Source organism: Thermogemmatispora aurantia (assembly GCF_008974285.1).
Lineage (GTDB): Bacteria > Chloroflexota > Ktedonobacteria > Ktedonobacterales > Ktedonobacteraceae > Thermogemmatispora > Thermogemmatispora aurantia.
In genome coordinates this window covers 34,842-50,210 of sequence record NZ_BKZV01000007.1, presented here as the reverse complement: position 1 = coordinate 50,210, position 15,369 = coordinate 34,842, and the positions used below count along the sequence as shown (strand labels likewise).

The following is a 15,369-nucleotide window of genomic DNA, read 5'->3' as shown; positions in this document are numbered from 1 at the left end:
CCCGCCACGACACGACAGGTCAGTGAGGGCCGGAGTAATGCTGGTTTTAGCGGTCAGAAGCCTGCCTGTGCGCAGGCTTCCCTTTCACAGAGAGGTATCCGCGATGCTGATTGCGCAGGTGATTGTGAACTGGCTGCTGTTGGGCAGTCTCTACGCCGCGGTAGCCTTGGGCTTTTCGCTGGTGTGGGGGATCATGAATATTGTCAATCTTGCCCACGGCGCATTCATCCTGGTCGGAGCCTATACTGCTTACTGGGCCTTTACCCAGCTGCACATCGATCCTTTCCTCGGCCTCCCCTTAACTATGCTGCTGCTCTTCTGCCTGGGCTGGGTCGTGCAATATGTGGCCATTAATCGCGTTATTCGTGCACCTTTTCTGGTGACATTCCTGCTCACTTTCGGTCTCGATTTGCTCATTGCCGATGTGGTACAGCTCCTGTTCACTAGCGATCGGCGCTCGATTAATACGGCTTACAGCGGCTTCGGCCTGACGCTAGGGACGCTGCATATTCCCTTTGACCGTCTGCTCGCCGCGCTGATCGCTGTGCTGCTGACGGCTGCCCTGAGCCTCTTTCTACAACGTACTCGCACCGGGAACGCTATCCTGGCCACCGGTATGGACCGCGATGCAGCACGCCTGATGGGCATTCGCATTGATCGCATCTACGCGCTCACCTTCGGCCTGGGGGCGGCTCTGGCCGGTGCGGCAGGGGCCATGCTGGTTGAACTGTACCCCTTTGATCCTTCGCAAGGAGGAGTTTTCACGCTGCGAGCCTTCGTCATCGTCGTGCTCGGCGGGTTAGGAACCCCCTGGGGGGCCTTGGCTGGTGGGCTAGTCTTTGGTCTGGCCGAAACGGTGGTTCCTTTGCTGCCTGGCATTGGTCCCGGCTATGACGACGCCATTGCCTTCGCCCTGATGGTCCTGGTGCTGATCTTCCGTCCGCGCGGTATTTTGGGCAAGGCATTCTACGCTTGAATGACGCTGATGGTCGGCCAAAGACCGGAAGGAGAAGGCCCTATGTTTGGGTCCTGGCATAAGCCCTCAACCTCATCCACGGCTACCGCTGAGCCGGGTGCAGAGCAGCGGCCAGCTCAGCCCAAACCAGGCACCCGCTGGCCCTGGTCGCTGTTGACAGGTCTGATCATCCTGGCGCTGGCGGCCCTGATTCCGCTCAGCGGCGATGCCGCTACGCTCCACACCTGGACCTTGATTTTGATGTTCGCCGCCCTCGCTCAAAGCTGGAATTTTCTCGGCGGCTTCACTGGCTACGCCTCTTTTGGGAACGTTTTCTTCTTCGGCGTTGGCGCCTATAGCACTGGTCTGCTGATACTGGCTGGCCGCCCGTTCTGGCTCGGAGTGCTGACCGGAGCCGTAGTCGCCGGATTATTGGCTTTTTTGCTCGGCTTACCTGTTCTACGCCTACGCGGGCACTATTTCGCTATCGCCACGCTAGGGATCGCCGAAGCCACGCGGGAGCTGGTCGCCATTCGCAACCTGGGAGGCAGCGGCGGCGAGGTTGAGCTGCCTCTACCAGCACTCTCCGACACCGCCTTTTACTTTCTTTTCTGGCTGCTAGCCCTGGCGTGCTTCCTACTGACGGCTTATCTGGCGCGCAGCAAACCTGGCTACGCTCTGATCGCCATTCGCGAGAGCGAAGAGACTGCCGAGGCAATGGGGATTCCAACTTACTGGTATAAGATCGGAGCTTTTGTCCTCAGCGCTGTGCCCACGGCGCTCGCCGGCGGCCTCTATGCCTACTGGTCGACCGGCTTCGATCCCCCGACAGTCTTCGATGTTGGCATTTCGGTAGAGATGGTTCTCCTGACCGTGCTCGGCGGGGCAGGAACCCTGCTCGGCCCGCTCATCAGCGCCGTTCTCTTCGAGCTACTCTCGTTCCAGTTTCAGATCAGTGGCTCGACGTTCCACAATTCGTTGCTAGGTCTGACGATCGCGATTGTCACCATCTTCATTCCCCAGGGACTGGTGGGCCTCGTACAGGAGTTTTTCCGACCCCTGGCCCCTGGGATGAGCCGCCGGCAGTTGCTGGTGGAAGGAGTGCGACGTGTCCGACGTGCTATCGCCGCCAACGGCGTCTGAGCCAGCCGAGGCAGGAAGCCAGCAGGGGCCTCAGCCATTGCTAGAGCTGCGGGGGGTGAGCAAGTTCTTCGACGGGCTACCCGCCGTCAAGCAGCTCGACTTTGCCGTCCAACGCGGCGAGATCGTAGGCATTATTGGCCCCAATGGCGCCGGCAAGACCACGATGATCGGGCTAATCAGCGGCTCGTTGCCCTTGAGCAGCGGACAGATTCGCTACCGCGGTCTGGATATCAGTCGCTTGCCCCCTCACCGACGGGCCTACTTAGGTATTGCCCGCACTTTTCAGGTGACTCAGCCGTTCAAGGGGCTGAGCGTGCGCGAAAACGTGATGATCGGCGCCCTCTTCGGACGCCGTGGCCTGACACAGGCCGCGGCGCGCGAGGCTGCTGAGGCGGTGCTGGAGCGCGTCGGCCTGGCGGCCAAGGCTCACTTCAGGGCGGATCAGCTCACGGTTGCTGATCGCAAGCGGCTGGAGTTGGCACGCGCTCTAGCACTGGAGCCAGAGCTGCTGCTGCTCGACGAGGTGATGGCCGGCCTGACGCCCACAGAGGTGGAACAAGCGATCGCCCTGATGCGGGCCATCCACGCCAGTGGGGTGACCGTGCTGGTCATCGAGCATGTGATGCAGGCGATCATGGGCCTATCGCAGCGCATCATGGTCTTGCACCAGGGTAACAAGATCGCCGAGGGACCGCCCGAACAGGTGTTAGCAGATCAGCGCGTCATCGAAGCATACCTGGGTGAGCGCTACGCCCGCGAGCAGCAGAGCCGCCTAGGTACGGTGCGTCCAGTTTCCCAAAAGGAGGGGAAGGAGGAGCAAGGATGAATCCGACTGAGCCACGGTCGGGACCAGGTGCTCTGAGCGAGCAGAGGGGTTTTGTTTCTACCCAGCCCACAGCAGCGTCCAATTCCAGCCAGGAGCGCCAGCAAGCGCTGCTGCAGGTAGATCATCTAGAGAGTGGCTACGATGAAACGCGCGTGCTGTGGGATGTCTCGCTGGAAGTACGCCGCGGCGAACTGGTAGCCCTGATCGGCGCTAACGGGGCCGGAAAGTCAACCTTGCTGGCCACTCTTTCGGGCCTCTTACCAGCCTGGACGGGCTATATTCGCTTTGCTGGACACGATATTACCCATCGGCGAGCTGAGGAGATTGTCCGCCTGGGCCTGAGCCATGTTCCCCAGGGCCGACGCCTCTTCAGCGCGCTGACAGTGGAAGAGAACCTTTTGCTCGGGGCCTATACCAGGCGCGCCGGCTCACAGCAGGCTATCAAACAGGAGCTGGAAGAGGTCTATACGCTTCTGCCAAAGCTGCGCGAGCGCCGCCGCCAATTGGCTGGCTCGCTCTCGGGCGGCGAGCAACAGATGTGCGCTATTGGCCGCGGCTTGATGAGCCATCCTGAGCTGTTGCTGATCGATGAGCTTTCTCTGGGCCTGGCGCCCCAGGTCGTGGACGATCTGCTCAATGCTCTCGATGTGATCCACCGCGAGAAGGGCCTGAGCCTCCTCCTGGTTGAACAGGACGTGCAAATCGCTCTGGAGCGTGCCGACCGCGCTTATGTTCTTGAAAATGGTCATATTGTCCTTGAAGGAACTGGCAGTGAGCTGCTGCAAAATGAGCGCGTGCGCACCGCCTATCTGGGCACTTGAGCACCAGAACAGCTTGCCTCTGCCGCTCACTCGGCCTGTACCCAGAGCGCTCGCTTGCGGGCGGTGACGTTGATACATCGCTGCCCCCTTGACATGAAAGCGGTTTCATATTATGCTTACGTAGAAAGCGATGAAACCGCTTTCATCCCGAAGGCCATGAGAGGGTGACGAGGGAGGTCGTTGAAGAGAGGGAAGAGGGTGAGCATTGGAATGCAGCAGGGAGGGATCAGGCAGCATGAAGCCAAAGGTGACGATAGAGGACATTGCCCGGTTGGCAGGTGTATCGAAGGCCACAGTTTCGCGGGTGCTCAATGAGCGCAGCAACGTGAAGGCTGAGACACGCGAGCGAGTCCTGCGTATCATGCAAGAGCAAGGTTTTGTACCCAGTCTGGCGGCAGCGGGACTAGCCGGCGGTAGGAGCAGACTGGTAGGCGTGCTGACTCCACCCTTCACGCAGCCGACTGTTCCCGAGATTCTGCGCGGCGTGGCCGAAGCGATCGAGCACACCGACTATGAAATTGTTCTTTACAGCACGAATGCCGGGCAGAGTCCGACGACGATTGTCAACCGCATTCTAGCGCTGGGGCTGACCTCCTGCCTGCTGGTAATCCAGCCAGGTCCGTTGACTCCGCGCCTGTTGCAGCTCGCCTCTCAGGGCTTGCCGGTGGTCGTGATCGACGACCAGGGACCGCCGCCGGAGCTGCCTTCGGTTGGCATCGACAACCGCGTCAGTGCCTATCAGGCCACGATGCACCTGATTCGCCTCGGCTATCGGCGCATCGCCCATCTGCAAGGTCCCGCCGAATTCCGCTGCGCACAGGAGCGCTACCAGGGCTACCGTCAGGCCCTCGACGACGCTGGTCTCCCCTTTGACCCTGCGCTTGTCTTCAACGGCACCTTTGAGACCGCCAGCGGGAGGGCTTGTGCTGTAGCGCTAGCCACGCTACCGCTTACGGAGCGTCCCGAGGCTATCTTCATCGCTAATGATCAGATGGCCTTCGGTTTCCTGAGCGCCGCTGAGGCGCTGGGTCTACGCATTCCGCAGGATCTTGCAGTTGTCGGCTTCGACGATATTCCTCTCTCGGCGCATGTGAGGCCAACGCTGACTACCATCAAGCAGCCATTCTACGAGATGGGACGCAATGCAGTCGAGTTGCTGCTCTCGCTGCTGCACGGGCCGGCGACGCAGCCCGTAGCTGGCGCGGAGGGCGGCTATCAGCCTCCCATCCGTATTCAGCTTCCCACTCGCCTGGTGATTCGTGAGTCCTGCGGAGCGTTGACTTTGCATCGCCGTCAGGAGCAGGAACATTCTTTGAGCGATGAGTGAGTAAGGGAGTGAAGCCAGAGCGCCAGCCAGGCCAGGTATACTGTCGGGTGTATGACCAGTATACCTGTCATCCTGGTGGCACTGATCCTGTTGTCCTTATCAATCCGCAAGGGGTTGATCACAGCGCCACTCAGCGCCAGAGGAGAGGAGTACCACCGCAGTGAGGCTTATGGCTTCTACAGCTAGCTGACCTATAGAGAGCAGGCATCACAGAGTGAGTGAGCGCCCAGAGGGCAACGATGGCTCTCCGCTGCTTCTCTCACCTGCTTATTACCCCTTCAGCTCAGTAGGGACGCTTCGTCTCACCTGGTAAAGCAGACATGGATGTGAGTTTAACAGGCAGGGATGCCGCAGGGGTAATCGCCAATCATTAATCGATAGGGCGACTGCGCTTGCGGTCGCCCTATCCTTATTCAAACCCAGTCTGCCTGCTTTGCCTCGTCGGGACCAGGAGAAGCGAAACATCAGCCAGCCTCGGTCAGCCTGGGCCTTGCCCACCTGGACGAGCCGAGCTTCCGCGCTACACTCTATGGTAGAGTGCTTAACGATCTTTACCTGTTCCATGTTCCATTAGCAGCATCGGGGGAGACAGAGACAATACCAATGGCAGCCACAGCGATTCAGCCGGTCGCAGCCCGGCCCGAACTCTACTATTCCAGGCAGCGGCTACTTGCCGCTCCATCTGAACAAGGAGGATTAATGGGTCAACCAGCGCGCACAGCTCCTGATACACTGCCCCATTCTAATACTCTGGAGATCAGCGCCAGCTTCCCACCCGATTTCCTCTGGGGAGTGGCCACCTCGGCTTATCAGATTGAGGGCGCAGCCTATGAGGATGGGCGCGGCCCTTCCATCTGGGACGCCTTCTCAGGTACACCTGGCAAGACCTACCAGGGCGACACCGGCGATATTGCCGCCGACCATTATCACCGGATGGAGGAGGATGTCGCTCTGATGGCTCGCCTGGGCATCGGAGCTTACCGTTTCTCGATCTCCTGGCCCCGGGTGCTCCCCCAAGGCAAAGGCTCAGTTAATAGCCGCGGCCTCGATTTCTATGAGCGCCTTGTCGATTGTTTGCTCGCTCACGAGATCACACCGCTGATCACTCTGTTCCATTGGGATCTGCCCCTGGCACTCCAGAGCGATGGCGGCTGGCTTAACCGCGAGACGGCTCTGGCATTTGCCGACTATGCGGAGATTGTGGCCCGTCGTCTGGGTGATCGCGTACGCTGGTGGGCCACGCTCAATGAACCCTGGTGCAGCGCCTATCTCGGGCATGGGTCCGGCGAGCACGCGCCGGGCCTGCGCGATCTCCAGGCTGCTATCACCGCCGGTCACCACCTCCTGCTAGCGCACGGCCTGGCCCTGCCACGCTTGCGTGCCCATACTCGCAGCGATGCTCAACTGGGAATTGTTTTGAATTTCACCCCCGTCTACCCAGCCGATGAGCAGCCCGAGACTCAGGAAAGCGCGCAGCAGGCCGATGCCTTCCACAACCGCTGGTTTATTGAGCCGCTCTACTGCGCTCGCTATCCCGAGGCGCTCTTCTCGGCATTGCAGGTCCAACCACCGGCGATGGAGGCCTCTGATCTGGAGCTGATTGCTGCTCCTCTTGATTTCCTTGGGGTCAATTACTATACTCGCCTGCTGGTACGCGCTAGCGCTCCGGCTAATGGAGGGCCGATCTCCGCACGCCTGGCCCATGAAACGGTGGCTCCAGTACCCGGCTCCAGCTATACGGAAATGGGCTGGGAGGTCTACCCTTCCGGCTTGAAAGACCTGCTGCTGCGCCTTCAACACGAATATCAGCCAAAGGCAATGGTTGTAACCGAGAACGGAGCGGCTTTCCACGACGAATGGGATGGCAACGAGCATATCCACGATGGCTGCCGGATTGCCTACCTGAGACAGCATATCCAAGCCCTGGGCGAGGCCCTGACTTCAGGGGCTGCTGTGCGCGGCTACTTTGTCTGGTCGCTATTAGATAACTTCGAGTGGGCCTTCGGCTACAGCAAGCGCTTTGGCATTGTCTACGTCGACTATTCCACTCAGCGGCGCATTGTCAAGGACAGTGGCTACTGGTATGCTTCCTTCATCGCCGCCCGTCGCCCTCGCTCCTGAGAGAGCGTGGTGAGCTAGAGCAGGTGACGCAACATCCGGTCGCCTTCACTCTGGCTCACCACGAGATCTGGCCCCTCTTTTGCCCTTCTCTCCTCATCTTGCAGCCTATGTATGGCCTCGCTGCTCCATGTCACCCGCTTTCAGCAGGCGCAGAGGACCACTGGCTGACCAAGACCGCAAGACGCTGAGCGCAGAAATAGACAACCTGATTGCTTGGGGAATGTCATGCAGCAGCGCCTGGAGCGGTAGCGGTGAGCGCAACCGTAACTCCATACATAGCTCTAGACTACGCAGCAGGAGAGAGCAGCTTGTGTTCTCGCCCGCCATTGCCTTTTCTCCACGGTCAGATTAGAATGAAAAAGTAGTTCTCCCAGGCAGCAAAGCGGATATACGAATACGAACCACAGGGATCTGTCGTCCACCTTGCTCGGTCGGGGTAGCAGAGCGTCAGGCCCTGACTGGCAGTAGGCACTTGTGGGATCAGGTGATCCGTGCCCAGGAAGGACTCATCTCACTTTCTCTGACCAAGATGCATCGGCCCCCAGTGGCCGCCACCAAGAGAAGAGATGGAGGAAAGGCCGACACGCTCCCTGGCAGCAACGGCGTTGTCTATGACCAGGCAGATGACATGCTTGCAGTCCGGTCTGGCAGCGTGACGACAGCTGATGTCAGCGCCTGCGGGGGTCAGGCCATGTGGCGTGTTGGTTTCTCGCTTTTGAAATTTGGGGAGGGCGCGGCTCCCATCTCTGCCGCGTAAGAAGTGCGATGAATAGATGCTGTCCCAGCTGCGGTCGTGAGAACGATACCACAAGTAGTTTTTGCGCTTTCTGCGGCAGCACACTGGCGGAGGCGTACACCGATCTGACGGAGCTGCTGCCGCGAGAAGAGCAGGCAGGCTATGTGAATGCTCGCTTTCCACTCGCTTCCAACCTGCCCAACCCACTGGACGAGTGGCCGTACAGGTCGTTGACGCCATCGCTCGCTTCACAGGGGGCCTCGGTCCCTCTCTACTCAGGGGGACAGGCAGTCTATGACCCTTATGCTCAGGGAGCGAGCGAGCCAGCGCCAGGACCATATCCCCTCTCCGGAGGGTTGCCTGTCTCTGTGGCAGCAGAGAAGCAGCCCCGGCGCCGGGGCTGGGGTGAGGCTCTGATCGGCACACTGCTGTATCTGTGGGGAGCCTTCCTCTCCCTTTTTGGAGTGGGCGGCCTCTTGCTCCAGATGCCCTCGACGGTGATGGCTATCTTCGTACTAGTAGCCTGCGCCTGTGAGCTGGTACTTCTTCCTCTGGTGTTGATCTATTATCGCCATCCTCATCTGCGTCTGGGCAAACGCCTGCTGTTCGAGGGCCTGACCCTGCTCGTCGGCTTTCTGCTCCTGCTTATTGCAGCGGCCATAGAGGGCCTCTCCGAGCCTCTGGCCTACTTTGCTATGGGCATAGTTTGCCTCCTCTACGGGGTGGTGACAATGGTGCTGGCTTTCTGGTGAGAAAGACCAGCGGCGGAGAGGCAGCAGGCGCTGATCAGGCGGGTAACCGATCGCTTCACCGAGCGGCCCCTATGGCCGGCCAAATACTGCCCACTTTCGCCGTGTGGTCCCTTGCCATACCTTGCTTACATGCTGAAGATGTGATATAGATTTCCTGCATTAGAAATTTCAGACATCGGGATATGAGCGCATGGATGAACCGATACAGGCCCTGGCCCCGCGCGTCAGCGATTGCTTGAAGGTCATCTATACCATGCAGGAACGTGGCCAGCGAGTCTCTACCTCGGCGGTGAGTGAACGCCTGGGGGTCAGCGATGCTACCGTGACCTTGCTCTTCAAAGAGTTTGCTAAGGCTGGCTGGGTCCAGCATACTCCTTACCGCGGCGTCTGCCTGACCCCGCTGGGAGAGCGCAAGGCGAAGGAGGTCATTCGCCACCATCGGCTGCTGGAGCTGTATCTGGCGCGCGAACTGGGCTATAGCTGGGATAAAGTGCACGAGGAGGCCGATCGACTGGAACATGTGATCTCGGAAGAGTTCGAGGAACGGCTCGATGCCCTTCTTGGCTATCCAACCGTTGATCCCCACGGCGACCCCATTCCCAGCAAGGAAGGGGTTATTGCCCAACGCCCGGGTCAGCCGCTGTTGCAGGTGCCCGAGGGGCAATCTGCCCGTATTCTGCGCGTCAACGACCAGGATGCGGCCAAGCTGCGCTATCTGGGTCAGATGGGCCTATATCCAGAGGTGCGGGTGTATGTGATCGAACGGGTACCTTTCGGTGGGCCGCTGCGCATTCGCGTTGGTGAGGAGAGCCAGGCAGTCGAGCACCTGTTGAGCGCCGAACTAGCCGAACAGATTACGGTGAGCCTCCAGGAAGACGAGGATGATTCGGCGGATCGCCTCCAGCCTAGCTTCTCATCGTAAATGAGAGCATGGGCTAGACCAGGGCGCTGGCTAGCCGTCAGCCATGAGAGTGCGAGCGCCATTAGAGGATTGTGGCACGCACCAGCAGCAGCGGCACGCTCACGCGCCCTACGAGGCGCGGGGCCACACTGCCACTCAGCAGTGCATCCAGCCCGGTCCGACCGTGGCTGGCCAGCACAACCAGATCCAGCTCCTGGCGCTCAAGCAGTTTGACGACCTCTAGCACCGTCTCACCTCGCAAGACTTCTCCCTGAGCCTTGACCCCCTGACTCTGACACTCCTCGGCGACCTGCTTGAGATAGGAGCGCGCTCCTTGCTCAGCCAGGTCAAGGACAGCGCGCATGGTGGCAGGCAACATGGTGCCTGAGACCGCCTGCTCTCCCGCCAGCGTTGTGAGCGTTGGGATTACAAAGACAAGACGCAGCTCTGCCCCAAAAGTGCGCGCCAGAGCGATGGCTGCTGGCAGTCCTGGCTCGTGTTCCGGAGTCCCATCCAGTGGTACCAGGATACGCCTCAGCTTGAAGGGCGGCGCGCTTCCATCCTTGCGCGGCTGGACCAGCCAGATAGGGCAAGGACCCCGCTGCAGGACCTGCTGAGCAATGCTGCCGAAGAGTAGATCACGTACACCGCCATTACCATGAGTGCACATAACTACCAGATCGCTTTGTAGCTCCTGCACATGCTCCACAATGCCCCGCGCAACGCTCTGTTCACGGTTCTCGTGAACATGCACGGTGACCATCAGGTCTTCTGCCCTCAGACGAGCCGCTACCTCTTCAAGATAGACCCTCGCTTCGGCCACGTCGCGCAGATGGCGCTCACCGTGCACCTGGGCAGGCGGATGTTGCTCTAGAATATGCAGGAGCAGGATCTCACCTTGATAGCGCTGGGCCAGGGCGGCTGCGCTTGGGAGTACCGCCTCAGCCAGGCGCGAGCCGTCTAAAGGGACGAGGAGCCTTAGCCTGCCACTCTTAGCCGTGAAGACCTCTCCACGCTCGTGCTCCAGGTCATGCCTGAGGCCCTGCGCAACACCCTTCCCGGCGTCTTGCTTGATAGCCTGCTTCTGGTCACTATCGCTTTCTCCTTTTTCACGAGCAGGCAACATTCCATCAGCCTCCTGTAAAGACCTGATACAAGAGAAAGATATTGAGGGCAATAATCAAGCTGGCAACCAACCAGGCCAGAGCCGTCGTCAGCCGGCTGTTGACTAATACTCCCATGATATCACGGCGCTGCGTAAAGAGAATCAGCGGCACAAGAGCAAAAGGTATGCCAAAGCTGAGCACCACCTGGCTAATTACCAATGTCCGCGTCGGCTCCAGGCCGATCAGGATTACAAGCAGAGATGGCAGCATGGTCACAAGGCGCCGCAACCAGACGGGAATCTGGCGATGGAGAAAGCCCTGCATGATAACCTGGCCCGACATCGTGCCAACGGTCGAGGACGAAAGCCCCGAAATGAGCAGGGAAATAGCAAAGACCCAACTGGCGGCGCCCCCTAGCAAGGGCTGCAACGTACGATAGGCATCTTCGAGGGTGGCAACCTGGCGCAATCCAGCCTGAAAAAAGGTGCCTGCAGCCATAATGAGCATAGCAGCATTGACAAAGCCTGCAATGCCCATGGCGATAATCACATCGAGCAGCTCATAGCGGAAGAGGCGCTTCAGACGCACCGGGTCGCGGACGACAATCCTCTTCTGGGTGAGGGCCGAGTGCAAGTAGATGACATGAGGCATGACGGTGGCGCCCAGAATGCCAGAGGCCAGGAGAATGCTCTCAGGGCCGGAGAATTGCGGCACGAAAGCATGATAGGCAATAGTATCCCAGGCAGGCCGCACGAGTATGGTCTCGATGACGTAACAAAGTGCAATGACACCCACCAGGGCACTAATGACAGCCTCCAAGGGGCGAAAGCCGTAGCGCTCCAGGCCGAGGATGAGAAAGGTGACAATGGCGGTCAGTAGGCCGCCGAGCAGGAGGGGAATGTGAAAGAGGAGCTGAAAGCCGACAGCGGCTCCGAGAAATTCAGCCAGGTCGGTAGCCATAGCCACGATCTCGGCAAGGAGCCACATGCCCCAAACAACAGGACGCGGGAAATAGGTGCGACACATCTCGGGCAGATTCAGCCCGGTGGCAATTCCTAGCTTGGCAGAGAGGGCCTGAATGAGCATGGCCATCAGATTGCTGGCGACAATGACCCAGAGCAGCAGATAACCAAAGGTGGCCCCTCCCTGAATGTTGGTCGAGAAGTTGCCGGGGTCTATGTAGGCCACACTGGCAATGAAGGCCGGCCCTAAAAAAGGCAGAACCCGACGCAGCAGACCACGTCTGGTCTGACCACTCAGCACTTCGTTGGCCGCTCGCACTGTCCCCCCCCTCTCTCCCCCCCCGTTAACGGCGATTTTCGATGACTCTGACCGCATAAACATCCGCTCCTATGACGTTCTCTTGATGGGAAGATGGCGTTGACTACCTCGCAGACATGACTGACTGACTGACAGGCCCTGCCCTCACCAGGCAGACAGACGCTCCCACCACAGCACACTTTCAGGGCCTTTCCTGTCCCGTTCGCTCTTTACTCAGAATTTTATATTTTTAAAATTAATTTTTCCTTCTCTTAAAAGAGAAGTATACGTTCCACGGCACCCTCTGTCAAGAGAAGACAGAAGCCAGGGCAGAAGAACCGCCAGAGGCTCGGCAGGAATGTGTCTGGCCCTCTCGAAATTCGTGCGTCAAACCCCTTGACAAACAGAAGAACAGCGAGTATATTACTCTCGTAAGCGGTAGCTGACATTTCACAAAGAGTTAGCGATTAGTCTCATTCCAGTTCTCGCTCGGCTCGCCAGCAGGGCGACCAGGGAGGTGAGCGCTTATGGCTCAGCAGTCAAGCGTGACAATCTTGCACCTGCGTTACAATGGTCGCAGCGAAGAGCTGCCCCTGGCGGAGCTGGGCCTGAACGGGCAGGCCTCGGACGCAGAGATCAAGGAGGCCCTGGCTCAGCACCTCGATATCGCGAGCGAGCGGCTCGCCTCTCACGTGGTAGTACGCACGAGACAGGCAATCGTCGTGCGCCCGGAGGCCCTCTACGGCTGATTAACGCTGTAGCCTGTTCTTTCGGCCTTGATGGTTTCCGTCTCTGCCGTTATATCAGCGTTCAGCAGGTTTGCACTCGCATCTGAGACGCACTCTCACCGATGGGGCATACATACCAGCGCTGGCGGTCTACCCGCTCCCACTACCCTCGCGGGTAGGAACACGACCTGCCCCTCCGACTCGTGCGTCTCAGCCTGATCCCCTCAGAACAGTTTTGGATTTGGACAGTATTTGTTCTGAGACGCGCCCTGACGCAAAGAGCGTACAAACATCGCATAGGTCAGCCTGTGGAGCTGCCTACCACTGTTTTGGAAGCTCTTTGGACTTGCGCGTCTCAGGCTCAGCTACTCTCACGTACTTGCTGAGGCGCTGCCAGTTGCCATGCTTTGTGCTATTTCCAGGCTGGAACGCGCTCTGACCGGGCGAGCATACACACCGGTCGCGGGTTCGAATCCCGTCAGCCTTCTCAGGCTGTAGCTCAGTGGGAGAGCCGCTCTCTCGACTCGCGCGTTCCAGTCTGACCTGTGCACCACACCAGCCCGCCTGAGCCGGGCGCACCTGCCTGGCGGTAGGTAGGAGCGGCCCCTCGAATCCAAGCCTCGCTTACCTCAGAGGCTCTGGCCCTGCCGCTCTCTTTCCGCTGGAACTGTCACGCAGTAAGCGCTATTTCACCTGAACGCGCTCTGACCGAGCGAGCGTACATACTCTTCGGTATATCCACCCTTCGGGTGGAAGCGGGTTCGAATCCCGTCAGCGCGACCTTGCAGCGCTGTCGCGATAAGGGCATGAAAGCTCTCTCAACTCGCGCGTTCTGAGACCTGGTGCTCGGGGACTGCCATCCCAGGGCACTGGGTTTATTTCTATCGGGCACATTACCTGGGCCTGCCTTCCTGGACAGCGCTATCAGGGCAGGATCACCGTGCGACGCGAGGCTTACAGGCGCAACAGCCAGCCAGCCCGTCCGTCTGTTCGCCTCTGGCATGTTCTGTACTCTATGAAAGAGGGGATGATCGCATCATGAGCCAGTTTCGTTCTGGACCAGAGCAGGATGTGCGAGTGCAGATCTTGAATTCATTTTTGAGTGCACCGCACGGAAAGCTGCAAGACCTGGCGTCGCTGCACCGTGATGCGCTGGAACGCGACCCGCTCTTCTACGGCCATCTGGCTCCGTGGTACTTCGAGCATGGCGAGGTGCGCGATCACAAGGTGCTCTTTGTGGCTCATCTAGCGACCAGCGCCTACCCGGAGTTTCGCGGAGCTGCCTGGGTGCTGCTGCAGCAGCTGGCTCCTTATGAGGTGGCGCGCGTGCTCGACCACGCCAAGCAGGTGATCGGTAAGACCCCGCGCTCGCTGCGCAGCGCCATCCAGCACTACTTGCGGACGCGCGAGGCGAATCCACGCCAGCTCGACAGGGCCGCTCTCCGCGCTCGCTCAGCTCTGAAGCACCTGTACGCCAGCCTGCGCCTTAAGCCCGGACCGCGGGCTCAGGCTCTGCTCTTCGACGAGCAGCCCCCAGCTGATAGCCCCCAGGCGCTGCTGAAGCAGCTGGCCAGGGCAGAAAGCGCAGAGGAACAGGCTCGCCTGATCATCGAGGGAGGCATCCCATATACGACGGCCATCGGGGCTGTGCGCACCATCACTCCGGCACTGCTTGTGGCACTGATCAATGCGATGTCCCCCCAGGAGGTCATTAACGCCCTGGCCTCGCTGAAGCGCCGCGGAGCTTTCGATCACCCAGAGGTCAAGGCCCTGATCGACCAGAAGTTGGCCCTGGCCAGCAGCGATCAGCGTGTCTCAACGATGAAGGTCAAGAAGGCCATCGAGGCCGCTCAACCCGATGAGGCAACCACTCGCAGCCTGCTGCACGTTGCCGATCAGCGCGTGGCAAACAAGGTGGTAATCAGGCGACCAACAGCGCTCTTTATCGACAAGAGCGGATCTATGACCCCAGCGATCGAGCTGGCCAAGCAGCTGGCCGCTCTGATCAGCGCTGTGATCGAGGCCCCTTTCTACGTCTACGCTTTCGACACAGCAGCCTTCTCCATCGAGCCGCCTGCGAGAAAGCGGCGCCCAACGCTGAGTGACTGGGAGCAGGCTTTTAAGTTTGTGCGGGCTGAAGGCGGCACCAGTATCGGTGCCCCGCTGGCAAAAATGACCCGTGAGCAGGTGTATGTCGAGCAGATTCTGGTGGTTACCGATTGCGGCGAGAACACTCCTCCGCTCTTCCACACGGCCTGGCAGGAGTATCGCCACGCACTGGGCATCGGTCCGTCAGTGATTCTGGTCATTATTGGGCAGCACAGCGAGTACTTCGAGAGGCAACTGGTGGAAGCCGGCATCGAGGTAACGAGCTACCATTTCACCGGCGATTATTATAGTCTGCCCAATCTGCTCCCTTTGCTGGCATTGCCAACGCGCGCCGAGCTGGTCGACGAGATCATGGCCTATCCTTTGCCACAGCGGCCACTCTCTTCAACGCAGGCGGTCACTCAAGCCTGAGTGGCTGCTGTCGCATGGCGACCCTGCTCTCACAGTGGTCACGCTCCTGCGCTGCCCGCCAGCTCTTAGCGGAGCGCACGCAGGAGCGTGATCCCGCCCTTTTTGGGCCTTCTCTTCATTGACTGTCAGCGCTATCATGCTCCTAGAGGAGCCTGAGCTGAGTGCCGCCGGCT

Annotated in this window: 13 protein-coding genes; 11 read left to right on the top strand and 2 right to left on the bottom strand. The window is 59.6% G+C overall.

What is annotated here, in order from left to right; translation table 11 throughout:
* Nucleotides 1-103 precede the first annotated feature (103 nt).
* The 9 genes from KTAU_RS18575 to KTAU_RS18540 all read left to right on the top strand — a co-directional run bounded on the left by KTAU_RS18575 (nucleotide 104) and on the right by KTAU_RS18540 (nucleotide 9,603).
* Nucleotides 104-976, top strand: a complete 873-nt coding sequence (locus KTAU_RS18575; RefSeq protein WP_112427330.1) for a branched-chain amino acid ABC transporter permease — start codon at nucleotides 104-106, stop codon at nucleotides 974-976.
* Between the two features lie 42 nt (nucleotides 977-1,018).
* The gene (locus KTAU_RS18570) at nucleotides 1,019-2,098 is read left to right on the top strand and encodes a branched-chain amino acid ABC transporter permease (RefSeq protein ID WP_170293421.1); all 1,080 of its coding nucleotides are present in this window, start codon (nucleotides 1,019-1,021) and stop codon (nucleotides 2,096-2,098) included.
* Nucleotides 2,099-2,135: 37 nt separating this feature from the next.
* A complete protein-coding gene (locus KTAU_RS18565) occupies nucleotides 2,136-2,924 on the top strand; it encodes an ABC transporter ATP-binding protein (RefSeq protein WP_151729900.1) in 789 nt (262 codons plus the stop codon).
* A gap of 107 nt (nucleotides 2,925-3,031) precedes the next feature.
* Nucleotides 3,032-3,745 carry an ABC transporter ATP-binding protein gene (locus KTAU_RS18560; protein WP_371875120.1) on the top strand — a complete coding sequence of 238 codons (714 nt, stop codon included), beginning with the start codon at nucleotides 3,032-3,034 and terminating at the stop codon, nucleotides 3,743-3,745.
* Nucleotides 3,746-3,980: 235 nt separating this feature from the next.
* Nucleotides 3,981-5,072: a LacI family DNA-binding transcriptional regulator gene (locus KTAU_RS18555; RefSeq protein WP_151729781.1), complete on the top strand. Its 1,092-nt coding sequence runs from the start codon at nucleotides 3,981-3,983 to the stop codon at nucleotides 5,070-5,072.
* Nucleotides 5,073-5,123: 51 nt separating this feature from the next.
* Nucleotides 5,124-5,258, top strand: coding sequence for a hypothetical protein (locus KTAU_RS22225; protein WP_265576354.1), 135 nt, complete (start codon nucleotides 5,124-5,126; stop codon nucleotides 5,256-5,258).
* 513 nt (nucleotides 5,259-5,771) lie between these two features.
* Nucleotides 5,772-7,193: a GH1 family beta-glucosidase gene (locus KTAU_RS18550; protein ID WP_151729780.1), complete on the top strand. Its 1,422-nt coding sequence runs from the start codon at nucleotides 5,772-5,774 to the stop codon at nucleotides 7,191-7,193.
* Between the two features lie 765 nt (nucleotides 7,194-7,958).
* Nucleotides 7,959-8,681, top strand: a complete 723-nt coding sequence (locus tag KTAU_RS18545) for a zinc ribbon domain-containing protein (RefSeq protein ID WP_151729779.1) — start codon at nucleotides 7,959-7,961, stop codon at nucleotides 8,679-8,681.
* Between the two features lie 190 nt (nucleotides 8,682-8,871).
* Nucleotides 8,872-9,603, top strand: a complete 732-nt coding sequence (locus tag KTAU_RS18540) for a metal-dependent transcriptional regulator (RefSeq protein ID WP_151729778.1) — start codon at nucleotides 8,872-8,874, stop codon at nucleotides 9,601-9,603.
* Nucleotides 9,604-9,664: 61 nt separating this feature from the next.
* Here the strand turns inward: KTAU_RS18540 and KTAU_RS18535 are convergent, their stop codons facing one another.
* Together KTAU_RS18535 and KTAU_RS18530 are read right to left on the bottom strand one after the other, a co-directional pair.
* Entirely contained in the window at nucleotides 9,665-10,708 is a 1,044-nt protein-coding gene (locus KTAU_RS18535) for a universal stress protein (protein ID WP_151729777.1), read from the bottom strand.
* 4 nt (nucleotides 10,709-10,712) lie between these two features.
* A complete protein-coding gene (locus tag KTAU_RS18530; RefSeq protein WP_151729776.1) occupies nucleotides 10,713-12,026 on the bottom strand; it encodes an Nramp family divalent metal transporter in 1,314 nt (437 codons plus the stop codon).
* A gap of 449 nt (nucleotides 12,027-12,475) precedes the next feature.
* Here KTAU_RS18530 and KTAU_RS18525 point away from each other — a divergent pair, with 449 nt between their 5' ends.
* Nucleotides 12,476-12,697: a hypothetical protein gene (locus KTAU_RS18525; RefSeq protein WP_084659063.1), complete on the top strand. Its 222-nt coding sequence runs from the start codon at nucleotides 12,476-12,478 to the stop codon at nucleotides 12,695-12,697.
* 1,017 nt (nucleotides 12,698-13,714) lie between these two features.
* Nucleotides 13,715-15,196: a vWA domain-containing protein gene (locus tag KTAU_RS18520; protein ID WP_151729775.1), complete on the top strand. Its 1,482-nt coding sequence runs from the start codon at nucleotides 13,715-13,717 to the stop codon at nucleotides 15,194-15,196.
* Nucleotides 15,197-15,369: the final 173 nt, after the last annotated feature.